This window comes from Streptomyces sp. NPDC015346 (genome assembly GCF_043078785.1).
GTDB lineage: Bacteria > Actinomycetota > Actinomycetes > Streptomycetales > Streptomycetaceae > Streptomyces.
Genome location: NZ_JBIBTW010000007.1, coordinates 257182 through 281158 on the forward strand (window position 1 = coordinate 257182; position 23977 = coordinate 281158).

Annotated in this window: 24 protein-coding genes; 4 read left to right on the forward strand and 20 right to left on the reverse strand. The window is 69.3% G+C overall.

Going from position 1 to position 23977, the window contains the following annotated elements; genetic code table 11:
* Positions 1 to 16: 16 nt before the first annotated feature.
* From ACF06X_RS25605 to ACF06X_RS25655, 11 genes are all read right to left on the reverse strand, one after another.
* Positions 17 to 2845 carry a DEAD/DEAH box helicase gene (locus ACF06X_RS25605; RefSeq protein WP_392289632.1) on the reverse strand — a complete coding sequence of 943 codons (2829 nt, stop codon included), beginning with the start codon at positions 2843 to 2845 and terminating at the stop codon, positions 17 to 19.
* Positions 2846 to 2962: 117 nt separating this feature from the next.
* Positions 2963 to 3865 carry a twin-arginine translocase subunit TatC gene (tatC, locus tag ACF06X_RS25610; protein WP_392289786.1) on the reverse strand — a complete coding sequence of 301 codons (903 nt, stop codon included), beginning with the start codon at positions 3863 to 3865 and terminating at the stop codon, positions 2963 to 2965.
* Between the two features lie 104 nt (positions 3866 to 3969).
* Positions 3970 to 4254, reverse strand: coding sequence for a Sec-independent protein translocase subunit TatA (tatA, locus tag ACF06X_RS25615; protein WP_158985667.1), 285 nt, complete (start codon positions 4252 to 4254; stop codon positions 3970 to 3972).
* 186 nt (positions 4255 to 4440) lie between these two features.
* Entirely contained in the window at positions 4441 to 4638 is a 198-nt protein-coding gene (locus tag ACF06X_RS25620; protein WP_392289633.1) for a hypothetical protein, read from the reverse strand.
* An 83-nt stretch (positions 4639 to 4721) separates the two neighbouring features.
* Complete coding sequence (locus ACF06X_RS25625; protein ID WP_392289634.1) at positions 4722 to 4976, reverse strand: hypothetical protein; 255 nt, start codon at positions 4974 to 4976, stop codon at positions 4722 to 4724.
* A gap of 115 nt (positions 4977 to 5091) precedes the next feature.
* On the reverse strand, positions 5092 to 6060 hold the full coding sequence (locus tag ACF06X_RS25630; protein WP_392289635.1) for a helix-turn-helix transcriptional regulator: 969 nt from the start codon (positions 6058 to 6060) through the stop codon (positions 5092 to 5094).
* A 16-nt stretch (positions 6061 to 6076) separates the two neighbouring features.
* Positions 6077 to 7033 carry a helix-turn-helix transcriptional regulator gene (locus ACF06X_RS25635; protein ID WP_392289636.1) on the reverse strand — a complete coding sequence of 319 codons (957 nt, stop codon included), beginning with the start codon at positions 7031 to 7033 and terminating at the stop codon, positions 6077 to 6079.
* Positions 7034 to 7178: 145 nt separating this feature from the next.
* A complete protein-coding gene (locus ACF06X_RS25640; RefSeq protein ID WP_392289637.1) occupies positions 7179 to 7562 on the reverse strand; it encodes an FKBP-type peptidyl-prolyl cis-trans isomerase in 384 nt (127 codons plus the stop codon).
* 56 nt (positions 7563 to 7618) lie between these two features.
* Complete coding sequence (locus ACF06X_RS25645; protein WP_392289638.1) at positions 7619 to 8557, reverse strand: FKBP-type peptidyl-prolyl cis-trans isomerase; 939 nt, start codon at positions 8555 to 8557, stop codon at positions 7619 to 7621.
* 143 nt (positions 8558 to 8700) lie between these two features.
* Positions 8701 to 10062 carry a Pup--protein ligase gene (gene pafA / locus ACF06X_RS25650; RefSeq protein ID WP_392289639.1) on the reverse strand — a complete coding sequence of 454 codons (1362 nt, stop codon included), beginning with the start codon at positions 10060 to 10062 and terminating at the stop codon, positions 8701 to 8703.
* A gap of 9 nt (positions 10063 to 10071) precedes the next feature.
* On the reverse strand, positions 10072 to 11394 hold the full coding sequence (locus tag ACF06X_RS25655; RefSeq protein WP_392289640.1) for an MFS transporter: 1323 nt from the start codon (positions 11392 to 11394) through the stop codon (positions 10072 to 10074).
* Between the two features lie 125 nt (positions 11395 to 11519).
* Here ACF06X_RS25655 and ACF06X_RS25660 point away from each other — a divergent pair, with 125 nt between their 5' ends.
* Positions 11520 to 12536, forward strand: a complete 1017-nt coding sequence (locus ACF06X_RS25660) for a LacI family DNA-binding transcriptional regulator (protein WP_392289641.1) — start codon at positions 11520 to 11522, stop codon at positions 12534 to 12536.
* A gap of 104 nt (positions 12537 to 12640) precedes the next feature.
* Here ACF06X_RS25660 and prcA read toward each other — a convergent pair whose 3' ends face one another.
* The 6 genes from prcA to arc form a co-directional block, all read right to left on the reverse strand.
* Entirely contained in the window at positions 12641 to 13402 is a 762-nt protein-coding gene (prcA, locus tag ACF06X_RS25665) for a proteasome subunit alpha (RefSeq protein ID WP_392289642.1), read from the reverse strand.
* 44 nt (positions 13403 to 13446) lie between these two features.
* Positions 13447 to 14286 (reverse strand): proteasome subunit beta, encoded by an 840-nt coding sequence (gene prcB / locus ACF06X_RS25670; RefSeq protein ID WP_392289643.1) that lies wholly within the window; start codon positions 14284 to 14286, stop codon positions 13447 to 13449.
* Entirely contained in the window at positions 14238 to 14840 is a 603-nt protein-coding gene (locus tag ACF06X_RS25675) for an endonuclease domain-containing protein (RefSeq protein ID WP_392289644.1), read from the reverse strand. Before ACF06X_RS25675 ends, prcB begins: the two co-directional genes overlap by 49 nt.
* Positions 14841 to 14877: 37 nt before the next feature.
* Positions 14878 to 15090 (reverse strand): ubiquitin-like protein Pup, encoded by a 213-nt coding sequence (locus ACF06X_RS25680; protein ID WP_392289645.1) that lies wholly within the window; start codon positions 15088 to 15090, stop codon positions 14878 to 14880.
* A gap of 144 nt (positions 15091 to 15234) precedes the next feature.
* Complete coding sequence (gene dop / locus ACF06X_RS25685; protein WP_392289646.1) at positions 15235 to 16749, reverse strand: depupylase/deamidase Dop; 1515 nt, start codon at positions 16747 to 16749, stop codon at positions 15235 to 15237.
* A gap of 166 nt (positions 16750 to 16915) precedes the next feature.
* Complete coding sequence (arc, locus tag ACF06X_RS25690; protein ID WP_392289647.1) at positions 16916 to 18682, reverse strand: proteasome ATPase; 1767 nt, start codon at positions 18680 to 18682, stop codon at positions 16916 to 16918.
* A gap of 253 nt (positions 18683 to 18935) precedes the next feature.
* Here arc and ACF06X_RS25695 point away from each other — a divergent pair, with 253 nt between their 5' ends.
* Positions 18936 to 19247: a ferredoxin gene (locus ACF06X_RS25695; protein WP_392289648.1), complete on the forward strand. Its 312-nt coding sequence runs from the start codon at positions 18936 to 18938 to the stop codon at positions 19245 to 19247.
* 21 nt (positions 19248 to 19268) lie between these two features.
* On the opposite strand, the gene ACF06X_RS25700 is transcribed toward ACF06X_RS25695, so the two are convergent.
* The 3 genes from ACF06X_RS25700 to ACF06X_RS25710 all read right to left on the reverse strand — a co-directional run bounded on the left by ACF06X_RS25700 (position 19269) and on the right by ACF06X_RS25710 (position 22241).
* Positions 19269 to 19856 carry a hypothetical protein gene (locus ACF06X_RS25700; RefSeq protein ID WP_392289649.1) on the reverse strand — a complete coding sequence of 196 codons (588 nt, stop codon included), beginning with the start codon at positions 19854 to 19856 and terminating at the stop codon, positions 19269 to 19271.
* Positions 19857 to 20084: 228 nt separating this feature from the next.
* Positions 20085 to 20972, reverse strand: a complete 888-nt coding sequence (locus ACF06X_RS25705) for a tRNA (adenine-N1)-methyltransferase (RefSeq protein WP_356896970.1) — start codon at positions 20970 to 20972, stop codon at positions 20085 to 20087.
* 18 nt (positions 20973 to 20990) lie between these two features.
* Positions 20991 to 22241, reverse strand: coding sequence for a site-2 protease family protein (locus ACF06X_RS25710; RefSeq protein ID WP_392289650.1), 1251 nt, complete (start codon positions 22239 to 22241; stop codon positions 20991 to 20993).
* 124 nt (positions 22242 to 22365) lie between these two features.
* Between ACF06X_RS25710 and ACF06X_RS25715 the strand changes: the two genes are divergently transcribed.
* The gene (locus ACF06X_RS25715; RefSeq protein ID WP_392289651.1) at positions 22366 to 23268 is read left to right on the forward strand and encodes a RecB family exonuclease; all 903 of its coding nucleotides are present in this window, start codon (positions 22366 to 22368) and stop codon (positions 23266 to 23268) included.
* A 10-nt stretch (positions 23269 to 23278) separates the two neighbouring features.
* On the forward strand, positions 23279 to 23950 hold the full coding sequence (locus tag ACF06X_RS25720; protein WP_361439024.1) for a response regulator transcription factor: 672 nt from the start codon (positions 23279 to 23281) through the stop codon (positions 23948 to 23950).
* Positions 23951 to 23977 lie beyond the last annotated feature (27 nt).

A 23977-nucleotide genomic window follows, 5' to 3' on the forward strand; every position in this document is an offset into this window, starting at 1 on the left:
CGTGGCCAAGTTTCTGTCAGCCCACGGAGCTGTAGGCGACGACGCCTCTCAGCAGCGACTCCACCGCCTTGCGGGCGTTCTTGGAGACCGTGCTGTTCTCCTTGGGCGCGGCGGCGGCGATCTGTCCGAGGACGTCGATGACCTGCTTGCACCAGCGGACGAAGTCACCAGCGGGCATCTCCGCCTCGCGCAGCACCTCGTCGAGCCCCTTGTCCGAAGCCCACTGGTAGGCGGCCCAGGCGAAGCCGAGGTCGGGCTCGCGCTGGCCGACGCCCTCCGCCTGGTTGATCCTGAACTCCTCTTCGAGCGCGTCCAGTCGTCCCCAGATCCGCACCATCTCGCCGAGGGCGGCCTTCGCCTTCCCCGTGGGGAGCTTCGGCGCGACGGCGTCGTCGGCCTGCCGTGCCTCGTACACCAACGCGGAGACGCAGGCGGCCAGTTCGGCCGGGTTGAGGCCCTCCCAGACGCCCTCGCGCAGGCATTCGCTGGCGAGCAGGTCGAGTTCGCCGTAGAGCCGGGCGAGCCGCTTGCCGTTGTCGGTGACGTCGTCGCCCCGGAGGTAGTCGAGCTCGGTGAGGAGCGCGACGATCCGGTCGAAGGTGCGCGCGATGGTGTTGGTGCGGCCCTCGATGCGCCGTTCCAGCTGCCGCGTGTCCCGCTGCAGCCGGTGGTAGCGCTCCGCCCAACGGGCATGGTCCTCGCGCTCGTCGCAGCCGTGGCAGGGGTGGGCGCGGAGCGCCGTGCGCAGCCGGGCGATCTCGCGGTCGTCGGCGGCGGCCGAGCGGTCCCTGCGGTGCCGCTCGGGGTTGATGTGTCCGGCCTTCGTCCGCAGGGCGGAGGCGAGGTCCCGCCGCGACTGCGGGGAGCGCGGGTTGAAGGACTTGGGGATCCTCATGCGCTCCAGCGCCTCGACCGGGACCGGGAAGTCGATCGAGGCAAGCCGCTTGACCTGCCGTTCGGCGGTGAGGACGAGCGGGCGGGGCCCGTCGTGGTGCTCGAAGCCGCGGTGCCCGTTGGTCCGCCCGGCCGGGATGCCGGGGTCGAGGACGAGGGCGAGACCGGCGAACTTGCCGGTGGGGACGTGGATGACGTCGCCGGTCTTCAGCCGCTCCAGGGAGGCGGCGGCCTGCGCCCGGCGCTGCGCCGCGCCCTGCTTGGCCAGTTCGGTCTCGCGGTCCTTGAGGTCACGACGCAGCCGTGCGTACTCCTCGAAGTCTCCGAGGTGGCAGGTCATGCCCTCCTTGTAGCCCTGGAGGCCCTCTTCGTTCTTCTGGACCTGGCGGGAGATCCCGACGACGGACCGGTCGGCCTGGAACTGCGCGAAGGAGGTCTCCAGCAGTTCGCGGGAGCGGTGCCTGCCGAACTGGTCGACCAGGTTGACGGCCATGTTGTACGACGGCTTGAAGCTGGAGCGCAGCGGGTATGTGCGCGTGCCGGCGAGTCCGGCGAGGTGGCCGGGGTCCAGGCCGCGCTGCCACAGGACGACCGCATGGCCCTCGACGTCGATCCCGCGCCGTCCGGCGCGTCCGGTGAGCTGGGTGTACTCGCCGGGGGTGATGTCGGCGTGCTGCTCGCCGTTCCACTTGACGAGCTTCTCCAGGACGACCGACCGGGCGGGCATGTTGATGCCCAGCGCGAGGGTCTCCGTCGCGAAGACGGCCTTGACCAGTCCGCGGACGAAGAGCTCCTCGACGACCTCCTTGAAGGTGGGGAGCATGCCGGCGTGGTGGGCGGCGATGCCGCGCTCCAGGGCTTCCAGCCACTCGTAGTACCCGAGGACGTGCAGGTCTTCGGACGGGATGGAGGCGGTGCGCTCCTCGACGATCTCGCGGACGCGCTGCCGGGCGTCGTCGTCGTTGAGCCGCAGTCCGGCGTACAGGCACTGCTGGACGGCGGCCTCGCAGGCGGCCCTGCTGAAGATGAAGGTGATGGCCGGCAGCAGTCCCTCGGCGTCGAGCCGCTCGATGACCTCGGGCCGGCCGGGGGTCCAGATGCGGGAGCGCTGGCGGCGCTCGCGCTCGCGGTCCGCCTCGCGGACCATCTTGCCGCGTCGCCGCTCGCGCGGGTTGTACGTACGGGTGTTCTCGGTGCGGGCGAGGCGCATCAGGTCGGGGTTGACCTCGCGGCGCGAGGCGGCCCGGCCGCCGTGATCGGTCTCCTCCTCGAAGAGGTCGTACATCCGGCGTCCGGCCAGGACGTGCTGCCAGAGCGGCACGGGACGGCTCTCGGAGACGATGACCTCGGTGTCGCCGCGCACGGTGTCGAGCCAGTCGCCGAACTCCTCGGCGTTGGAGACGGTCGCGGAGAGTGAGACCAGTGTCACGGATTCGGGGAGGTGGATGATCACTTCCTCCCAGACGGCGCCGCGGAAGCGGTCGGAGAGGTAGTGGACCTCGTCCATGACCACATAGCCGAGCCCGCTGAGCGCCTGGGATCCCGCGTACAGCATGTTGCGGAGGACTTCGGTGGTCATGACGATGATCGGGGCGTCGCCGTTGACGCTGTTGTCCCCGGTCAGGAGGCCGACCTTGCCGGGGCCGTACCGCTTGACGAGGTCGGCGTACTTCTGGTTCGACAGCGCCTTGATGGGCGTCGTGTAGAAGCACTTGCGCCCTTGGAGGAGCGCGAGGTGGACGGCGAATTCGCCGACGATGGTCTTGCCCGAGCCCGTGGGCGCCGCGACGAGCACGCCTTTGCCCGCCTCGAGGGCCTGGCAGGCCTCGATCTGGAAGGGGTCCAGACCGAATTCGTACAGCTCGCGGAAGGGGGCCAGCGCAGTGGCCTGCTCGGCGTTCCGGGCCCGGGCAGCTGCGTACGCTTCGGCTGGTGTGAGGTCCTCTGTCATCTTGCTGTCGAGCCTACCCGCCCCCTCCGACAGTGACGCGATCTTTAACGACCGCTGAGAATCCGGCGTCCGGGAGCGCGCGAGCGGCCGGGCCTGGGGGGCGGGGACCCTGCGAGATCAGGTGATGTCGTCGTATCCGCCCGGTCGCAGCGCCCTGCTGCCCTCGGCTTCGCCGGTGGCCTGCTCGGGCAGGGCGCGGGGCGCGCCGACCGGTTCGACGGCTCCGACGGTCTCGGGGGTGAGGTCGAGGCGTGAGGCCTCGTCGTCGTCGAGCTCGGCGTCGGGATTGTTGCGCGCGCGGCGTCGGTCGTTGATGAGCGAGAAGCCGACGGCGGCGAAGTACAGGACGGTGATCGGCCCGGCGAGTGCCAGCATGCCGACGGGGTCCGTGGTGGGGGTGATGAGGGCGCCGAAGACGAAGACACCCATGATCACGCCGCGCCACCAGCCGGCCATCCGGCGGCCGGTGAGGACGCCGGTGAGGTTCAGCATCACCAGGACGAGCGGCAGCTCGAAGGCGAGGCCGAAGACGAGGACCATGCGCAGGGTGAAGTCGAGGACGTCACCGAGGGACAGGATGTTCGCCGAGCCGCCGGGCGTGAGGCTGATCAGCACCTTCACGCTGATGGGAAGGATGAGGTACGCGAGGTAGGCGCCGGCGGAGAACAGCGGGACCGCCGCGCCGACGAAGGCGTACGTGTACTTCTTCTCGCTCTTGTGCAGGCCGGGCGCGATGAAGGCCCACAGCTGGTACAGCCAGATCGGGCTGGCGACGACGAGGCCGGTCACGAGGCTGACCTGGATCGTCGTGCTGAAGGGGGCGATCAGCGTGTTGAAGGAGACGATCGCGCAGTTTCCACCGTCGCTGGTGACGTCGGGCCCGCACTTGGGCACCGACTTCGTCAGGAACTGCATCAGCTCCTCGCTGTACACGAGGGCCACGACGGTGACCGCGGCGATGGCCAGCAGGCCTTTCGCCATACGGTTGCGAAGCTCACGCAGGTGTTCCACGAGGGGCATCCGGCCCTCGGGATCCTTCTCCTGCTTGCGGGCAGACTTGAGCAACCCACGTCCTCATCTCGTGCGGCAGCCGCCGCTCGGCGCGGCGGCCGCGGCGGACCGGGTCAGCGCTTGGTGGTGTCGGAGGGCTCGGTCACGGGACGCGAGCTGCTCACGTCTCCGGGCGCGGCCTGGATGGTGCGCGGGGCGGCCTGGTCCGGGGTGCCGGGCTGCGGGGGGTCGGCGGGGGCGCTCTGCTGGTCGTCGGACTTCATCGCCTTGGCCTCGCTCTTGAGGATGCGGGCCGACTTGCCCAGCGAACGGGCCATGTCCGGGAGCTTCTTGGCGCCGAACAGCAGGATGATGACGACGAGGATGAGAATGATCTCGGTGGGGCCGAGCCTACCCATAGCTGTTTACCTTCTTCACCGAGGCGACATGGAGTGCGTTGCCCGGCGGGTCGGACATGCGTCCGGCCACCGCGCTGTCTGCGATCGTAACCCGCAGGAGTAAACGCAGGGCAATGCCTGTGCATACTCGCGATTGCGGCCCGCGCACCCCTCCCATCGCCGCTTCCAGCAGCGTACGGCACGGACTCAGCGCAACGCGTCGCCGGTTCGAGCCAGATCTTCGGCCGCCTTTTCGAGGTCCTCGGCCGCGCGGTTGACGCGTTCGGCGGTGTGGGCCACTTGACGGCCGAGCCGCTGGGCCTCCAGGAAGACCTTGATGCCGAGGACGCCGAGGACGGCGATGCCGAGGAATCCGAGAGCGATGGCGAGCATGGGCCAGAACATGTGCCGAGCCTAGACGTTGCGCGGTCGCCGTGGAGCTCCCGGACCCCCGGACGGATGCGGATCCGCCGACGGCCGCCGGATCCTCAGACGGTGGAGTGCAGGCGCAGGGTGCGTACGCCGCCGCCGGTGAGGAGTTCGACGATGCGCTCGCCGGCGGGCTTGCGCACGGCGCTGCCGCACTCGGGGCAGGTGAAGGAGTAGAAGGTCGTTCGGCGGCTGGCGCCGATCGCGAGGCGCAGGGCGGAGGCGGAGAGTTCGAAACGGGCGCGGCAGTCGGGGCAGGAGGCCTTGAAGAAGACCGGGGCGATCGCCGCCGGCATTCCGTGCATCACGGACATTTCCCTCATCTCTCTCGACTCGCGCACTCGCGTCTCCGGGCCCCGCACATCCGTCGACTCCATAGGCAACAGCGCCGCCCGGCCGTGGAATGTCACATTCCACCGGCCCCCGGGGTCACTCCTGGCCGTCGTAGGCGGCGAGAGCGGCGGTCGCGGCCTCTCGCGCGCTGTCCGCGAGGCCCTGCGGGGAGACGATGCGTCCGTCGCTGCCGAGCCGCAGCGCCAGGCGCCGCAGCGAGGTCGGGTCGGGCGTCCGCAGCGTGATGCGCAGACCGCCGTCGGGCAGCTCGTCGGCGCGGTCGTGCGGGTAGTACTCGGCGACCCAGCGACCGCCGGGACCGACCTCCACCACGACCTCCGGGTCCTCCGCCGACGGCTGGACGAGCCCTTCCGACAGGTCCCGCAGCTCGATCTCCGGCGGCGCGGCGGGCTCGTCCAGGATCCGGATCTCCGCCACCCGGTCGAGACGGAAGGTGCGCCGCGCCTCGGAGAGCCGGCACCACGCCTCCATGTAGGTGTGGCCCACCGCGAAGAGACGGATCGGGTCCACCTCGCGCTCGGTCAGCTCGTCGCGGGCGGGCGAGTAGTAGCGCAGCCACAGCCGCCGGCGCTCCGAGATCGCCCGGTCCACCTCGGCGAAGACACCACCCTCGGACTCGAAGGTGACCGACAGCCGGGAGCTGGCCCCCGCCGCCTCGCCCGCCGCCGCCTCCAGCTTGGCGGTGGCCCGCAGCAGCGCCTCACGGTCGCCCTCACGCAGCCCGGGCAGCGTGGCGACGGCCCGCGCGGCGACCAGCAGGGCGGTCGCCTCGTCGGCGGCGAGACGCAGCGGCTCCGCCGCGTCGGCACCGAGGGCGCCGGGGTTGCGCCACCAGATCCGGTCGCCGTCGGTGTCGATGTCGAGCAGATCGCCGCCGCGGAAGCTCGTACCGCACATCGGCAGCACGTCGAGGTCCGAGATCAGCTCGTCCTCGGTGATCCCGAAGGCACGCGCCACATCGGCGACGTGGGCGCCCGGCCGTTCCCGGAGGTAGGTGACGAGGGACAGCATCCGCCTCGTCTGGTCGATCGCGTTCGCAGCCATGCCGTACGTCTTCCCTTCAGCCCTTGGCCACGGCGCGCAGCCGGTCCACCACGTCGGCCCGCAGATCCGCGGGCTCCAGTACGACCACGTCGGGCCCGAACTCCACGAGCCAGGCGTCCAGGCCGTGGCCGTACGGGATCTCCAGCTCGTCCCAGCCGTCCGCGCCCTCCGTCACGGACTGCGCGCGGGCCCGCAGTGGATAGCCGCAGCCGGCCCGCAGCCGGATCCGCGCGGAGCGGGTGGCGGTCTCCCCCGCCCAGCTCTCGACGGTCTCGCGGACGGTGACGGCGTCGGGCACGGGGGCGGTGAACGCTCCGGCGCGGGAGCGGACCTTGCCGGTGATACGGGAGAGCCGGAAGACACGCTCCGCACCCCGGTCACGGTCCCATCCGGCCAGGTACCAGTGGCCGCGCCAGCACTCCAGCGTCCACGGCTCGACCTGGCGGGTTTCGGGACGGGCGGCGGTGGCCTTGCGGTAGTCGAAGACGACGGGGCGCCGGTCACGGCAGGCCAGCATCAGAGGCTCGAAGGCGGCCTCGTGGACCGGGATCCGCGGCTCGAGCGCGCTGGGCTGGACGTCGTAGGAGTCCTCGGCCTCGGGCATGCCCGCGGCGCGGAGCTTCTGCAGGGCGCCGCTGGCCGCGCCCGCGAGACGGGCCTGCTGCCAGACCTTGGCGGCCAGGCCCAGCGCGGCGGCCTCCTCCGCGTCGAGCGTGATCGGCGGAAGACGGTTGGAGTCCCGGCGGGCCAGATAGCCGGTCTCGCCGTCCAGGTTCTCGACGGTCTCGATGACCAGGCCGAGCTCGCGCAGATCGTCCTTGTCGCGCTCGAACATCCGGTTGAAGGCGTCGTCGGCTCCCGCTTCCAGATACGCCTCGATGGAGCCGCGGAGCTCTCGCTTGCTCAGCGGGCGGCGGGTTCCGAGCAGACACAGCGCCAGGTTCATCAGCCGCTCGGCCTTGGCAATCGCCATCGACGCCCCGCACCTCTTCTGCCGGATTGACTTCTCGGACGTCCGACCGTACCGCCCCGGGGTGTCGAGACAAAAGCCGAGGGCCCATACCGACCCCCGGACCAGGTCCGGGGGTCGGTATGGGCCCTTCGTGGGCCAGAAACGGTCAGCGCTTCTTGGTGACGCCCACCAGGTCGCAGACGAAGATCAGGGTCTCGCCCGGCGCGATGGCGCTGCCCGCGCCACGGTCTCCGTACGCGAGGTGCGCGGGGATGACCAGCTGACGGCGGCCACCCACCTTCATGCCCTGCACGCCCTGGTCCCAGCCCTTGATGACCTGGCCGACACCGAGCTGGAAGTCCAGAGCGCTGCCGCGGTTCCAGGAGGCGTCGAACTCCTCACCCGTGGAGAAGGCCACACCCACGTAGTGGACCTTGACGAAGTCGCCGGCCCCGGCGACCTCGCCGTCGCCCTCCCAGATGTCCTTGATCTCCAGGTCCTTCGGCGGCTCGCCACCCGGGAAGTCGACCTCGGGCTTCTCGATGCTCACTGAACTGCTCCTCATACCGATGAACTACGCGAATTAACTACGCGAACGGGACAGTCTTACATCTTCGCGAGGATGTCCACGGCGAACACCAGTGTGGAGTTCTTCGGGATGCCCTGCTTCTCCTGGTCGCCGAAGGCCTCCGACGGCGGAGCGACGATCAGGATGCGGCTGCCGACCTTCTTGCCGGTGATGCCGTCCTTCAGCCCCTTCAGCGTCAGCTGCGCCAGCGGGAAGTTCGCGGTCTTGCCCGTCGCGTACGTGGAGTCGAAGACCTTCCCGTCCTTCCACAGCGCCGCCACGTAGTTCACGACGACCGTGTCGGTGCCCTTGACGGCCTCGCCCTTGGACTCCAGCACATAGCTGGAGACGAGCTTGGCCGGCGGGTCGACCTTCGGGACGGTCAGCGAGGGAGCCTTGCCGTCGGTGTTCGTACCGACCTTCGGCAGGTCCTTGTTGTCCTGGGCGACCTCGGTGCCCTCGGCGGACTTCGGGATCGTCGTCGACTTCAGGATGTCCACGACGAAGACGAGGGTGGCGTTCGGCTTGATGTCACCCTGGCCCTGCGCTCCGTACCCGAGCTCCGGCGGAATGCCGATCTCGATGCGGCTGCCGACCTTCTGGCCCTCCAGGCCCTGGTCCCAGCCCTTGATGACCTGGCCGGCGCCGAGGGTCAGGTCGAACGGCTGCCCACGGTCGAAGCTGTTGTCGAAGGGCTTGTCCGAGTCCCAGGCCTGGCCCAGGTAGTTCACCTGGAGCGCGTCGCCCTTCTTCGTGACCGCGCCGTCGCCCTTGCTGATCACATTGACCTTGAGCTCCTTCGGCGGGTCCCCCTCTCCCTTCGCCAGGGTGGGCTTCTCTCCGAACTTCGCACCCGCGGTGATGGCGGGGAGCCCGTTCGTCATCGAGGCGGAATCGGAGCCCTTGTCGTCGCTGCCGCAGGCCGCTGTCGAGAGCAGCAGCAGCGGGACGACAAGTAGGCCGGCAAGTCGGCGCACGTGTTCCTCAGATCTCAGACGGCACAGTAGTTGCCCGACACTCTAGGGGGTGTGCCCAGGATCCCGCCCGGCTCGCGGGCCCAGGGCGTGCCGAAGGCCCCGCGCGAAGAACGCGCGGGGCCCGCACCGCTCACGCCGCCGGCCTACATCCCGGCGATCAGCTTCTCCACCCGGTCGTCCACCGACCGGAAGGGGTCCTTGCACAACACCGTGCGCTGCGCCTGGTCGTTGAGCTTGAGGTGGACCCAGTCGACGGTGAAGTCCCGCCGCTGCTCCTGGGCGCGGCGGATGAAGTCGCCGCGCAGTCGCGCCCTGGTGGTCTGCGGGGGCACGGACTTGCCCTCGAAGATCTTCAGGTCGTTGCAGATCCGGGCGGCCTGGCCCTTCTTCTCGAGGAGGTAGTAGAGCCCGCGGCGGCGGTGGATGTCGTGGTACGCGAGGTCTATCTGGGCGACCCGCGGGTGCGACATGGTCATGTTGTTCTTCGCCCGGTACCGCTCGATGAGCTTGTACTTCATGACCCAGTCGATCTCGGTGCCGATACGGTCCAGGTCCTCGGCCTCGATGGCGTCCAGGGTCCGGCCCCACAGCTCCAGGACCTGGGCGACCGTGCCCGTACGGATACCGCGGCGGTCGACGAAGTCCGCCGCCTTCTCGTAGTACTCGCGCTGGACCTCCAGGGCGGAGGCCTCACGCCCGCTGGCGAGGCGGACCTTGCGCTGGCCGGTGATGTCGTGGCTGACCTCGCGGATCGCCCGGATCGGGTTCTCCAGGGTCAGGTCACGCATCACCGTGCCGGCCTCGATCATGCGCAGCACGAGGTCGGTGGCGCCGACCTTCAGCAGCATGGTCGTCTCCGACATGTTCGAGTCGCCGACGATGACATGCAGCCGGCGATAGCGCTCCGCGTCGGCGTGCGGCTCGTCTCGGGTGTTGATGATGGGCCGGGAGCGGGTGGTGGCCGAGCTGACGCCCTCCCAGATGTGCTCGGCACGCTGGGAGACGCAGTACACGGCGCCACGCGGGGTCTGGAGCACCTTTCCGGCGCCGCAGATGAGCTGCCGGGTGACGAGGAAGGGAATGAGGATGTCCGCGAGCCGGGAGAACTCTCCGTGGCGGGCGACGAGATAGTTCTCGTGGCAGCCGTAGGAGTTTCCGGCCGAGTCGGTGTTGTTCTTGAAGAGGTAGACGTCGCCCGCGATTCCCTCCTCGTGCAGGCGGCGTTCGGCGTCGACGAGCAGGCCTTCGAGAATGCGCTCCCCGGCCTTGTCGTGCGTGACCAGTTCGGCCACGTTGTCGCATTCGGGAGTTGCGTATTCCGGATGCGAACCCACGTCCAGGTACAGGCGGGCGCCGTTCCGCAGGAAGACATTGCTGCTGCGGCCCCATGACACGACACGGCGGAAGAGGTAGCGCGCCACTTCGTCAGGAGACAGTCGGCGCTGTCCCCTGAACGTGCACGTGACGCCGTACTCGTTCTCCAGCCCGAAAATGCGGCGGTCCATGTCTGAACATTACGCCTGAAGGCGTGCGCTGAAACCGGGTTCGACGGCCCCGTTTCGATCATTTTCCGATGAGCGCGTGTTCTTTTCGGTGTGCGCGACGCCGGGCACGGCCACGCTGACGGCGTGTCGCACACCGCGGCCCGGGACCATGAGGACCCGCCCGGTCGCCAGGAGCACCAGCAGGGCCACGAAACCCCCCGCCGAGGCGGCCGCGAAGCCCGCCGTGGTTCCGGCGAGTTCGACCGCCGGGCCCGCGACCGCCGAGCCGAGAGCGGCCCCGACACCGAAGGTCGTGACCAGCCAGGAGAAGGCCTCGGTGACGGTACCCGTGGGGGCGTGCCGGTCCACGACGATGAACCCGCAGGCCAGCGCCGGCGCGAGGAAGACCCCGGAGAGCGCGGCGAGCGCGGTCATCGCACCGACACCGGGAGTGAGCATCAACGGCAGATAGCCGAGCGCGAGCAGCCCCACGATGACCCGCAGCCGCCGCTCGGGAGCGCCCGCCCACCGGCGGGCTCCGTAGAGGACACCGCCGACGAGCGCGCCGAGCCCGAGGGCGGCCATCAGCCAGCCGTACGCGGCCTCGTTGCCCCGGTCGTCGGCGTAGGCGAGGCCGGCCACCGTGATGGAGCCGAGCGCGAGCCCGACGAAGAAGAACGAGCCGAGCAGCGCCAGGAGGCCCGGGGAGCGCAGAGCGCCTAGCCAGTGGGCCTCACGCGGGTCCGACCGCCACGCGCGCGAAGGCTCGGACAGGACCACGGAGAGCGCGCCGAGGACGCCGAGGACGTTGATGACCAGCAGGGCGGCGGCCGGCGACCAGAGTGCGACCAGAAGGGTGACCAGCAGGGGGCCGACCGTGAACATCACCTCCTGGGCGACGGCGTCCAGGGCGTAGGCCCGGTGGACCCGGTCCTCACGGCCGAGCACGCTCGGCCACAGAGCGCGCAGTCCGCCTTCGAGGGGCGGGGTGAAGAGTCCCGCGACGACGACCGCCGCGTAGGCCAGGACCAGGGGGCTGATTCCGGCCACCGCGAGGGCGATCATGCCGAGCGCGGAGACGAGCGCGGCGGGCAGCTGGACGCGCGGCTGGCCCTTGAGGTCGACCGCGCGGCCGAGGAGCGGCTGACCGACGGCGGTGGCGATGCCGTAGGCCGCGGTGAGGCCTCCGGCCAGGCTGTAGCTGCCGCCTTCGGAGCGGACGAAGAGCACGATCGCGATCGGCCCGGTGCCGTTGGGGAGGCGGCCGACGAGAGTGCCGGTGAGCAGGCGCAGGGCGTGCGGCGCCCTGAGTATGTCGCGATAGCCGCCGCTGTCCTTGGCCTCGCTGGCCATGCCGGTCTCCTCTCCCCCGGTGTCCACCTCCGAGGTTTTACGTATAACGTCGTGCGTCATACGTACCATGGCCGCATCCCCGGGGTCCACCCCGCGGGCAGGAACCGTCCCTCGCGGAGGCATGCGTGCACACCCCGGAACCCCTCGCCGCAGGACGGCCCACCAGCCGGGACGTCGCCAGACTCGCCGGGGTCTCCCAGGCCACCGTCTCCCTCGTCCTCGGCGACAAATGGCGCGGCCGCGTCTCCGAACGCACCGCCGACACCGTCCGCCGAGCCGCCACCGAACTCGGATACCGGCCGAATCTCGCTGCCCGCAACCTCCGCCTCGGACGAACCAGGACAGCCCTCCTCGTCGTACCCGCCCTCACCAACGAGTTCTTCGCCCGCGTCTACACCGGCGCCGCCACCGTCGCCGCCCGCCACGGCTTCGGCGTCGTCCTCTACCCCTCCCCCGCCGGCGTCGGCCCCGCCAAGGACCCCTTCGCCTCCGCCCGCGCCGCCCTCGACGGCGTCATCGCCTCCTCCATGGCCGCCGACGCCCTCAAAGCCATCCGCGGCACCGACCTCCCCCTCGTCATGCTCGACAGCGACCCCTCCGACACCGGCGCCGCCGCACACGTCAACCTCGACATCGCCGACGGCATGCGCCAGGTCACCAGCCACCTCCTCGCCCTCGGCCACCGCCGCTTCCTCCACCTCGCCTCCGCCGTACCCTCCTGGACCTTCGACGTACGAGCCGCCGCCCTCACCGACGCACTGCGCCACGTCTCCGTCCGCACCGTCCACGCCCCCCTCGACGTCCACGGCGCCCGCGCCGCCACCGAACGCGCCCTCACCGACCCCGGCCCCCGCCCCACGGCCCTCATCTGCGACGACGACATCCTGGCCGCCGGAGCCTGCAAAGCCGTCCGCCGCCTCGGCCTCCGTGTCCCCGAGGACATCTCCGTCACCGGCTTCGACGACCTCGCCCTCGCCACCGCCGTCGAACCCGAACTCACCACCGTCCGACTCCCCGCCGAACACATCGGCGAACGCGGCATGGCAGCCCTGCTCGCCGTCCTCGCCGGCCAGACCCCCGAACCCGGCGGCCTCCCCGTCACCCTCATGCCCCGCGGCTCCTCCGGCCCGCCACCCGCCTGAGAACACGACGAAGGCCCCGGCCCGCACACGCGGGCCGAGGCCTTCGAGAACCCTCCGGAGGACCGGAGCGCAGAACTATTCGCCCAAAATTACTCGTCCAAAAACTACTCGTCCAAGTCGTCCAGGATGTCGTCCGACGGCTCGTCCGTCCTGGTGCTCGCCGCGTTGTCCGCCTCCAGCAGACGCACCAGCTGACGCCCGACGATCCGCTTGAACTTCCGCTGCTGCGGACGCCTGCGATCCAGGACCGCCACCTCCAGCCGCTCCGCGGGAATCTCCCGCTCACTGCCGTTCGTGTCCCGCGACAGCGCTTGCACAGCCAGCTTCAGCGCCTCCGCGAGAGACATCCCGTCCCGGTGCCGCTGGTCGAGGAAGCTGCTGATCTGCTCCGCGTTCCCACCGACCGCCACCGAGCCGTGCTCGTCCACGATCGACCCGTCGTGCGGCAACCGGTAGATCTGGTCACCCTCGGGCTCCTCGCCCACCTCGGCGACGACCAGCTCCACCTCGTACGGCTTCTCGCCCGCACTGGAGAAGATCGTGCCCAGCGTCTGGGCATAGACGTTCGCGAGGCCCCGCGCCGTGACATCGTCCCGGTCGTAGGTGTAGCCCCGCAGATCGGCGTACCGCACACCACCGATACGAAGGTTCTCGTACTCGTTGTACTTGCCGGCCGCCGCGAAGGCGATCCGGTCGTAGATCTCGCTGAACTTGTGCAGCGCCCGCGAGGGATTCTCACCGACGAACACGATCCCGTCGGTGTACTGGAGAACCACCAGGCTGCGACCGCGGGCGATGCCCTTACGGGCGTACTCGGCCCGGTCGGCCATGGCCTGCTGGGGTGAGACGTAGAACGGAGTCGACACCGGCTACCCGTCCCTTTCTTCTGAGTCCTACGGAAGACGAGCGGTCAGAGCAGGGCGGCGCGCGGACCGTCGGGCTGCTCCAGGCGCCGGTCGGTCACCTGGCGGGCGATCGCCGAGGCCTCCTCGTCGGTGAGCCTGCGGAAGCCCTCGTCGGTGATGACGGTGACGATCGGATAGATCTTCCGGTACAGGTCCGGGCCACCGGTCGCCGAGTCGTCGTCGGCGGCGTCGTACAGGGCCTGCACCACCAGCGTGGTGGCCTGCTCCTCCGTCAGGTCGGGACGGTAGAGCTTCTTCATGGAGCCCCGGGCGAAGATCGAACCGGAGCCGGTGGCGGCGAAGCCATGCTCCTCGGAGCGGCCGCCGGTCACGTCGTACGAGAAGATCCGGCCCTTCTCCTTGGCCTCGTCCCAGCCGGCGAAGAGCGGGACCACGGCGAGACCCTGCATGGCCATGCCCAGATTGCCGCGGATCATGGTGGAGAGCCGGTTCGCCTTGCCCTCCAGGGAGAGGGTCGTCCCCTCCACCTTCTCGAAGTGCTCCAGCTCCAGCTGGAAGAGCTTCACCATCTCGACGGCGAGACCGGCGGTGCCGGCGATCCCCACGGCCGAGAACTCGTCGGCCGGGAAGACCTTCTCGATGTCGCGCTGCGCGATCATGTTCCCCATGGTCGCCCGCCGGTCACCGGCGAGCACGACCCCGCCGGGGAAGGTCACGGCGACGATCGTGGTGCCGTGCGGCGCCTCGACGATCCCCTCGGGCAGCTTCCGGTTGCCCGGGAGCAGAGACGGCGAGTGCTCGGACAGGAAGTCCATGAACGAGGACGACCCCGGCGTCAGGAAGGCAGCTGGTAGACGCCCGGTGCTACGAGTGTTGGCTTCCACGCGTGTCCCTCCACGTATGCTGCGGCCCGCCTTATGGCATCGGGCCGATCCTTGAACTGCCCCAATGCTGCGTTGCAGCTGAAGCACAGTACGCCACGGACCCTACCCGTCTCGTGACAGTGATCCACATGCTCAGCGGGGGCAGCAAGGCAGATGCAGCAGACGCCTTGCTGGTCCGCGACCAGCGCCTTCAACTCTGGCGGAGTGAGACCGTACTTACGCTTGAAATAGCTGACCCGGTTGCGCTCGGCACGGCACTCGCGGCAATAGCTCGCCCAACCGTCGGAGCTGCTCTTGTTGCGCTCCCAGTCGGCGTGCGGCCTGACCTGCCCGCACTGAGGACATCGCTTGTGGCCGGACGGCACGGGAACCTTCACCCGCACCGTCCGCCCCTTCGCCTTCTGGCGCTTCTTGTACTCGTCGGCCTGACACGTCCGGCAGTACGCCTGAAGACCGTCACGCGTCGAGCGGTTGCCCGCGAACGCGGCACGCGGCAGAGCACGTCGACATCGCGAACAATGCTTCACGCCTGTGGACGCACTAGCCTCGACCACGCCACCCCCACGCCTTTGATTCGAAGGTCAGATGGCCTTACTGGCCACCCTTTTGCACGAAGGACCTCACGAAATCCTCAGCGTTCTCCTCAAGGACGTCGTCGATCTCGTCCAGAACCGAGTCGACGTCGTCGCTCAGCTTCTCCTGGCGTTCCTTGAGGTCGGAGGTCTCCTCCGTGGTGGTCTCCTCGACCTCCTCCGTGGAACGCGTCGCCTTCTGCTGTCCGCCGCCGGTGTCCTTGGTCGCCATATCCCTCACCCCGCTCGAATCGGCCCGCTCGGTTGGGTCTTCTCAAGATCAGACCCTACAAGCCAGGTCTGACATCGGCCCCGCAGTTTCTACAACGTCCGGGCCCTCATTCCATGATTCCCAGTGCTCGGGCATTTCAGCCCCTCATGAGCCACCGGACAGGACGCGCACCAGTTCTTCCGCCGTCCTGCACCGGTCCAGAAGTTCCTTCACGTGGTTCCTGGTGCCTCGCAGGGGCTCCAGGGTGGGCACGCGCTGGAGCGAGTCGCGGCCCGGGAGGTCGAAGATGACCGAGTCCCATGAGGCCGCGGCCACGTCGTCCGCGTACTGCTCCAGGCAGCGGCCTCGGAAATAGGCCCTGGTGTCCTCTGGGGGCTTGGTCTCGGCCCTTTCGACCTCGGTCTCGTCCAGGAGGCGCTTCATCCGCCCCCGGGCCGCCAGACGGTTGTACAGGCCCTTGTCGGGGCGTACGTCGGCGTACTGGAGGTCCACGAGGTGGAGCCGGGGGGCGTCCCACTCCACGTCGTCGCGGCGCCGGTAGCCCTCCATGAGCTCGCGCTTGGCGATCCAGTCCAGTTCGCCGGCCAGGCTCATCGGGTCGTTCTCGAGGCGGTTGAGGGTGTCCTCCCAGCGGACGAGGACGTCCTTGGTCTGGTCGTCGGCGTCGGCGCCGAAGCGCTCTTCCACGTACTTTCTGGCCAGCTCGAAGTACTCCATCTGGAGCTGGACCGCGGTGAGTGTGCGGCCGCTGCGGAGGGTGACGAGGTGGGCGAGCGTGGGGTCGTGGGAGACCTCGTGGAGGGTGCGTACGGGCTGGTCGACGGCGAGGTCCACGTTGATGAAGGAGTCTTCGATCATCGACAGGACGAGGGCGGTGGTGCCCAGCTTGAGGTAGGTGGAGATCTCCGAGAGGTTGGCGTCGCCGATGATCACGTGGAGTCGGCGGTACTTCTCGGCGTCCGCGTGGGGTTCGTCGCGGGTGTTGATGATGGGCCGTTTGAGGGTGGTCTCCAGGCCGACCTCGACCTCGAAGTAGTCGGCGCGCTGGCTGATCTGGAAGCCGTGCTCGCGTCCGTCCTGGCCGATCCCGACGCGGCCGGCGCCGGTGACGACCTGGCGGGAGACGAAGAACGGGGTGAGGTGGCGCACGATGTCCGAGAAGGGGGTTTCCCGCTTCATCAGGTAGTTCTCGTGGGTGCCGTAGGAGGCGCCTTTGTTGTCGGTGTTGTTCTTGTAGAGGTGGATGGGCTGGGCGCCGGGGAGCTGGGCGGCTCGTTCGGCGGCTTCGGCCATGATCCGTTCGCCGGCTTTGTCCCAGAGGACGGCGTCGCGGGGGTTGGTGACCTCGGGGGCGCTGTATTCCGGGTGGGCGTGGTCGACGTAGAGCCGGGCTCCGTTGGTGAGGATGACGTTGGCCAGGCCGATGTCCTCGTCGGTGAGCTGGCTGGAGTCGGCGGTCTCGCGGGCGAGGTCGAAGCCTCGCGCGTCCCGCAGGGGGTTCTCCTCCTCGAAATCCCAGCGGGCGCGGCGCGCCCGGTGCATCGCCGCCGCGTAGGCGTTGACGATCTGGGACGAGGTGAGCATGGCATTGGCGTTCGGGTGGCCCGGAACGGAGATTCCGTACTCCGTTTCGATGCCCATTACTCGCCGTACGGTCATGCGGCCCTCCTTGCCCGGCGGCGCTCCCCTTCGGGTGCGGCGCAACAAGTACCGACGAGCCTAGAGCGACTCCACGCCGGTGGGGAGATCGATTCGAGGTTTTGCTGGGTTGGAATGCGACGGCTGCGGATGTCCGAGGTTCCGGACATCCGCAGCCGGTGTGCGTTTACAGGTACTGACCGGTGTTTGCCACCGTGTCGATGGAGCGTCCGGTGTCCGCGCCTTGCTTTCCGGTGACGAGGGTGCGGATGAAGACGATCCGCTCGCCCTTCTTTCCGGAGATTCGGGCCCAGTCGTCGGGGTTGGTGGTGTTGGGCAGGTCCTCGTTCTCCTTGAACTCGTCCACGCAGGCCTGGAGGAGGTGGGAGACGCGGATGCCCTTCTGGTTGTGGTCGAGGAAGGCCTTGATGGCCATCTTCTTGGCCCGGTCGACGATGTTCTGGATCATCGCGCCGGAGTTGAAGTCCTTGAAGTAGAGGACTTCCTTGTCGCCGTTGGCGTACGTGACCTCGAGGAAGCGGTTCTCCTCGGATTCGGCGTACATCTGCTCGACGACGGATTGGATCATGGCGTGCGCGGCGGCGTCCTTCGAGCCGTGGTGCTCGGAGAGGTCGTCGGCGTGCAGGGGGAGGGTGGGCGTGAGGTACTTCGCGAAGATGTCCTTCGCGGCCTCCGCGTCCGGGCGCTCGATCTTGATCTTGACGTCGAGGCGGCCGGGTCGCAGGATCGCGGGGTCGATCATGTCTTCGCGGTTGGAGGCGCCGATGACGATGACGTTCTCCAGGCCCTCCACTCCGTCGATCTCGGCGAGCAGCTGGGGGACGATGGTGTTCTCGACGTCCGAGCTGACTCCGGATCCGCGGGTGCGGAAGAGGGATTCCATCTCGTCGAAGAAGACGATGACGGGGGTGCCCTCGCTGGCCTTCTCGCGGGCACGCTGGAAGACGAGGCGGATGTGCCGCTCGGTCTCGCCGACGTACTTGTTGAGGAGTTCGGGGCCCTTGATGTTCAGGAAGTAGGACTTCCCGGCGGGCTGGCCGGTGACCTCGGCGACCTTCTTGGCAAGGGAGTTGGCGACGGCCTTGGCGATGAGCGTCTTGCCGCAGCCGGGCGGGCCGTAGAGCAGGATGCCCTTCGGGGGCCGCAGTTCGTGCTCTTTGAAGAGGTCCGGGTAGAGGTAGGGCAGCTCGACCGCGTCGCGGATGAGCTCGATCTGGTTGCCCAGGCCGCCGATCTTGTCGTAGTCGACGTCGGGGACCTCTTCGAGGACGAGTTCTTCGACCTCGCTCTTGGGGACCACTTCGTAGACGTAGCCGGACCTGGGTTCGAGCAGCAGGGCGTCGCCGGGGCGGATGGTGATGTCCAGCAGTGGCTCGGCGAGCCTGACCACCCGTTCCTCGTCGGTGTGCCCGATCACCAGGGCGCGCTCGCCGTCCTCGAGGATCTCCTTGAGGGTGACGATGTCCCCGGCGCGCTCGAACTCCATGGCCTCGACCACGTTGAGCGCTTCGTTGAGCATGACTTCCTGGCCGCGCCTGAGCTCGTCGAGCTCGACGCTGGGGCTGACGTTCACCCGGAGCTTGCGGCCCCCGGTGAAGATGTCGCATGTGCCGTCCTCGTTGGCCTGCAGGAAGACACCGAAGCCGGCCGGCGGCTGTGCGAGCCGGTCGACCTCCTCCTTGAGGGCCACGATCTGGTCGCGGGCCTCACGGAGTGTGTTGGCGAGCCGCTCGTTCTGTGCGGACACGCCGGCCAGGTTGGTCTGCAGCTCGACGATCCGCTCTTCGAGAATCCTCGTATGACGCGGAGAGTCGGCGAGCTTGCGGCGCAGGACGGCGATTTCCTGCTCGAGATAGGCAACCTGGCCGGCGGGGTCTTCAGACCCCCGCCCCGGCCGGATGCCGCGGTTGATGTCGTCGTCGTGGGCTGCCACGGTCCTCACCTCCTCCAAGGGGAGCTGGACGCTTCCTGACCCTACCTGCGTGGGTGGTGATTGAAACCCCTAGATCACAAAGACTGTGGGGTGTGTCCGATCTTCACCCTTGCGCTTCCCCTCACGCCAAGGGAATACCCACCCATCAACATCGGAAAGCGGGCGGTTGTATCGTCGTCGGTGGTCAACACCCGTCAGGCTTGGCCGGACTTAGACGAACGATCTTTTTCGACGATCGGGAACGGCAGGAGACATGACCGTGCGGTACGAGGTTCCGACGGCGGGCGCCGGTGAGGCGCTGGAGGTCTGGATCGACCAGGATCTCTGCACCGGGGACGGGATCTGTGTGCAGTACGCGCCTGAGGTCTTCGAGCTGGACATCGACGGGCTGGCGTATGTGAAGAGCGCGGACGACGAGCTGCTGCAGGATGCGGGGGCGACCACGCCGGTGCCGTTGCCGTTGCTTCAGGATGTGGTGGACTCCGCGAAGGAGTGCCCGGGCGACTGCATCCATGTCCGGCGGGTGTCGGACAGGGTGGAGGTCTTCGGGCCCGACGCGGAGTGACGTGCCGCGTACGCTGCGCTGTTACGTGCCGGTGGGGGTGGTCTGGGTGGAGCGGAGGAAGGCGCCGCTCTGCCAGCGCCAGGTGACGCGTTCTTGTTGGTCGGGGCAGCAGCTCGGTACGTCCGGGGAGGAGTAGCCGAGCAGTGTGGCGGTGATCGCTCCGTCGCGTAGGGCGAGGTCGCCGACGTTCTTCTGCTGGGCGGGCTCCAGGAGGGTGGCCACCACGCGCGGGGTGGTGTCCTTGCCGTGGGTGAGGACGTAGATGCCGCTGGGGGGTGTGCCGGAGCCGGCTTCGCAGTGGACGACCGCGACCGTTTCGGGGTTTCCGTCGCCGTCGAGGTCTCCGCGGGCCTGGCGTGCGACGGTGTCGGCCGCTCCGGCGCATTCCAGGGGGTAGTCGGCGGTGGTGGCGTCGGGTGCGGGTGCGGCGGCGGGGGCGGCCTGGGCTCCGGCGGCGACCGTGCCGGTGGCGCCGGCCGTGGCGGTGGCGGAGTCGGGTTGCAGCAGGCCGGCGGTGGCGACGACGGCGGCCATGGCGGTCGCGGTGGCCAGCCAGTGCACGGGCCGGGCGTGGGTGTGCGCGAGGTCCGGGACGGCGGAGGGCTGCACGCGGGATGTCTCCTGTGAGGGTGGTGCGGAAGGAGTTGCGGGCATCGTGCCACACGTCACAGGTGGGTGGAACCGTCGGGGTGGGCCGAGTCCTGGCCCTGGGGCGGGGCTTTGGCGCGAAGACGGGGCGGGGCTTTGGCGTGAAGACGCCGAACGTGGAGGTGCCGCCGTCGAGTTCTCCGGCGTGGGGCGGGAACTGGGCGGCGGCACGCTCGCGTTGTCGGGGTGTCAGCCCTTGTTGGGGCCTTCGTAGTCCTCGCCGTAGGCGCCCTTGGCGGGGCGGCGGCGGCGCATCGGGGGCTCGACCCCGTCGGCGAGGCGGCGGGCGGTGACGAGGAAGCCGGTGTGGCCGATCATCCGGTGGTCGGGGCGGACGGCGAGGCCTTCGACGTGCCAGTTGCGGATCATGGATTCCCAGGGCTGCGGCTCGGCGTAGCAGCCGAACTCGCGGATGGACTCCACGGTGCGCGCGAGCTGGGTGGTGGTCGCCACGTAGCAGCAGAGGATGCCGCCGGGGACGAGGGCCTTGGAGACGGCGTCCAGGCATTCCCAGGGGGCGAGCATGTCGAGGATGACGCGGTCGACGTCGGTGTCGGACAGGTTGTCCTGGAGGTCGCCGACGGTCAGCTGCCAGGCGGGGTGCGGGCCGCCGAAGTAGCGCTCGACGTTCCCCTTGGCGATCTCGGCGAAGTCCTCGCGGCGCTCGTAGGAGTGCAGCATGCCGCTGTCGCCGATGGCGCGGAGCAGGAAGCTGCTGAGCGAGCCCGAGCCCACGCCGGCTTCGACGACGCGCGCGCCGGGGAAGATGTCGGCGAAGGCCAGGATCTGCCCCGCGTCCTTGGGGTAGACCACGGCGGCGCCGCGGGGCATGGACAGGACGTAGTCGGGGAGCAGGGGGCGCAGCGCGAGGTAGGCGACGTTTCCCGTGGTACGGACAACACTGCCCTCGGGAGCACCGATCAGCTCGTCGTGGGGGAAGGAACCCTTGTGGGTGTGGAAGTTCTTCCCGGCCTCGAGCGTGAACGTGTAGTGGCGTCCCTTGGGGTCGGTGAGCTGGACCTGGTCCCCGACCTTGAAGGGCCCGCGACGGCGGGCGGCACCGGTCGGTTCGGACATGTGACCAGAGTACCGGGGTTAGGAGGAGGGTCTTGCCATGGCCCGGACGAAGGCGCGTTCCACGTCGGCGGTGGAGAGGACTCCGTAGATCTCTCCGGTGTCCTCGATGACGAGGTATTCGGTGGCGGGGCTGGCGCGCAGGTGGTCGAGGAGGGGTTGTCCGCTGAGTTCGGCGGGGACGCGCATGCCGTCGGTGAGGTCCTGGGCGAGGCCGCTGACGGCGACCCAGGGGCGGCGGTGCTGGGGGACGCCGGCGATGGCGGTCTCGCGGACGAGGGCGGTGGGGTTGCCGAGGCCGTCGACGACGACGAGGGCGCGGGCTCCGGCTTCGTTGGCGCGGCGCAGGGCTTCGGAGAGCGGGGTGGTGGGTTCGACGGGGATGGCGCGGCGGGTGAGGCTGCGGGCGCCGAGTTCGGGGAGGTGTTCGCGCAGCCGGGCCATGCGGAGGCTGTTGCCGGCGCCGGTCCAGATGATGGCGGCGAGGATGGCGGCGAGCAGGGCGTCGGTGACGGTGTCCATGCCGCTGATGTCGTCGGTGGAGTTGCCGAGGAGGCCGGTCCTGGTGAGGAGGGGCAGGCCGATGAGGACGGTGACGGCGAGGGCGCGGCCGACCCAGGCGGCGGCGATGGTGCCGCTCATGGGTTTGCCGGTGATCTTCCAGATGACGGCGCGGAGCATGCGGCCGCCGTCGAGCGGGAGGCCGGGGAGCAGGTTGAAGACGGCGACGATGAGGTTGGAGATCATCAGGCCGGCGAGGAGGACGCCGGGGACGGTGCCGGGTTCGACGGCGTAGAGGGTGAGATAGAAGACACCGGCGAGGACGAGGGAGAGGAGGGGGCCGACGAAGGCGAGGACGAATTCGCGGCCGGGGGTTTCGGTCTCCTTCTCGATCTCGGAGACTCCGCCGAAGAACTGGAGCTGGATGCGGCGCACGGGGAGTTTGAAGCGGAGCGCCGCGATGGTGTGGGCCAGTTCGTGGACGAGGACGGAGGCGTAGAAGGCGATGGCGAAGAAGAGGGAGACGAGGTAGCGGGCTGCTCCGAGTTCGGGCAGGACGCGTTGGATCTGGTCGCCGAAGACCCAGGTGATGAGGGCGGCGACGAGGAACCAGCTGGGGGCGACGTAGACGGGTACGCCGAAGGGGCGGCCCATGAGGATTCCTCCGCCGGGTTCCTCGGTCCGCCGGGTGCGGGCGTCGGCGGTGGCCGGCGGTTCCGCGTCGCCGGACCGCGGCCGCTTGTTCTCGCCGCGCTCGTCGTCCTGGTTCACGGGTTCCTCTCGTCGCCTTCCGCCCGACTCATGTCGTGCGTCACTCTTCGATCATGCAGCGTGACCGGGTCTGTCGTCGATGGTATTCGGCTCGCTGTCGGTGGCGGGCCGTAGGGTCTGGGTCATGAGTACGAGCGAGCAGCCGCCTTCCGGGGCCCGGACCCCGTCGTCGTTGTCGCCTTCGCGGGCGAGCGACTTCATGCAGTGTCCCTTGCTGTACCGGTTCCGGGTGATCGACAGGCTGCCGGAGAAGCCGAGTGAGGCGGCGACGCGGGGGACGCTGGTGCACGCGGTGCTGGAGCGGCTCTTCGACGATCCGGCGGTGGAGCGGACGGTGCCGCGGGCGAAGGCGATGATTCCGGGGCAGTGGGACCGGCTGCTGGAGTCGCGGCCGGAGCTGGGTGAGCTGTTCGCGGAGGACGCGGAGGGTGAGCGGCTGACGCGTTGGCTGGGTGAGGCGGAGCGGCTGGTGGAGCGCTGGTTCACGCTGGAGGATCCGACGCGTCTTGAGCCGGCGGAGCGTGAGCTGTTCGTGGAGACGGAGCTGGAGTCGGGGCTTCGGCTGCGGGGGGTGATCGACCGGGTCGACGTGGCGCCGACGGGTGAGGTGCGGATCGTCGACTACAAGACGGGGAAGGCGCCGCGGCCGGAGTACAGCGAGGGGGCGCTGTTCCAGATGAAGTTCTATGCGCTGGTGATCTGGCGGTTGAAGCGGGTGGTGCCGCGGCGGCTGCAGCTGGTGTATCTGGGCAGTGGGGATGTGCTGACGTACGACCCGGTGGAGGCGGATCTGCTGCGGGTGGAGCGGAAGCTGCTGGCGTTGTGGGAGGCGATCCGGCTGGCGACGGAGACGGGTGAGTGGCGGCCGCGTCCGACGAAGCTGTGCGGGTGGTGCGATCACCAGGTGGTGTGTCCGGAGTTCGGGGGGACGCCGCCGGTGTATCCGCTGGAGATCGTCTCCGCGCGCCCGCCGGAGGCGGGCGATTCGGGTCAGGGCAGAATGGTGCCGGTCGAGCCCGCGCCCTGAAGGAGTTCCTGTGGCCATCCGCGTCCTACTGGTCGATGACCAGCCGCTGCTGCGCACCGGTTTCCGGATGATTCTGGAGGCGGAGCAGGACATCGCGGTGGTCGGTGAGGCCGGGGACGGTCTGCAGGCGTTGGACCAGGTGCGGGCGCTGCAGCCGGATGTGGTGCTGATGGACATCCGGATGCCGCGGATGGACGGGGTGGAGGCGACCCGGCAGATCACGGGGCCGGGTCGGGACGGTCCGGCGAAGGTGCTGGTGCTGACGACGTTCGATCTGGACGAGTACGTGGTGGAGGCGCTGCGGGCGGGGGCGAGCGGGTTCCTGTTGAAGGACGCTCCGGCCAATGAGCTGGTGCAGGCGATCCGGGTGGTGGCGGCGGGTGAGGCGATGCTGGCGCCGTCGATCACGCGTCGGCTGCTGGACAAGTATTCGGCGCATCTGCCGTCGGGTGACGAGCAGGTGCCGGACACGCTGAACACGTTGACCGACCGTGAGGTCGAGGTGCTGAAGCTGGTGGCGCGTGGGTTGTCGAACGCGGAGATCGCGGCTGATCTGTTCGTCAGTGAGACGACGGTGAAGACGCATGTGGGTCATGTGCTGACGAAGCTGGGTCTGCGGGACCGGGTGCAGGCGGCGGTGTACGCGTACGAGAGCGGCCTGGTCCGTCCGGGGGCGCAGTAGCCTCTCGCGAGGCTTGTGGGGAACGGC

Coding starts and splice junctions, on each gene's coding strand:
- ACF06X_RS25715 (WP_392289651.1), top strand. CDS start 22,366: ATGAGTACGAGCGAGCAGCCGCCTTCCGGGGCCCGGACCCCGTCGTCG.
- ACF06X_RS25705 (WP_356896970.1), bottom strand. CDS start 20,972: ATGTCCGAACCGACCGGTGCCGCCCGCCGTCGCGGGCCCTTCAAGGTC.
- ACF06X_RS25680 (WP_392289645.1), bottom strand. CDS start 15,090: ATGGCGACCAAGGACACCGGCGGCGGACAGCAGAAGGCGACGCGTTCC.
- pafA (WP_392289639.1), bottom strand. CDS start 10,062: ATGGACCGCCGCATTTTCGGGCTGGAGAACGAGTACGGCGTCACGTGC.
- ACF06X_RS25695 (WP_392289648.1), top strand. CDS start 18,936: ATGACCGTGCGGTACGAGGTTCCGACGGCGGGCGCCGGTGAGGCGCTG.
- dop (WP_392289646.1), bottom strand. CDS start 16,749: ATGACCGTACGGCGAGTAATGGGCATCGAAACGGAGTACGGAATCTCC.
- ACF06X_RS25625 (WP_392289634.1), bottom strand. CDS start 4,976: ATGTCCGTGATGCACGGAATGCCGGCGGCGATCGCCCCGGTCTTCTTC.
- ACF06X_RS25635 (WP_392289636.1), bottom strand. CDS start 7,033: ATGGCGATTGCCAAGGCCGAGCGGCTGATGAACCTGGCGCTGTGTCTG.
- ACF06X_RS25620 (WP_392289633.1), bottom strand. CDS start 4,638: ATGTTCTGGCCCATGCTCGCCATCGCTCTCGGATTCCTCGGCATCGCC.
- ACF06X_RS25630 (WP_392289635.1), bottom strand. CDS start 6,060: ATGGCTGCGAACGCGATCGACCAGACGAGGCGGATGCTGTCCCTCGTC.
- ACF06X_RS25655 (WP_392289640.1), bottom strand. CDS start 11,394: ATGGCCAGCGAGGCCAAGGACAGCGGCGGCTATCGCGACATACTCAGG.
- tatA (WP_158985667.1), bottom strand. CDS start 4,254: ATGGGTAGGCTCGGCCCCACCGAGATCATTCTCATCCTCGTCGTCATC.
- ACF06X_RS25605 (WP_392289632.1), bottom strand. CDS start 2,845: ATGACAGAGGACCTCACACCAGCCGAAGCGTACGCAGCTGCCCGGGCC.
- tatC (WP_392289786.1), bottom strand. CDS start 3,865: ATGCCCCTCGTGGAACACCTGCGTGAGCTTCGCAACCGTATGGCGAAA.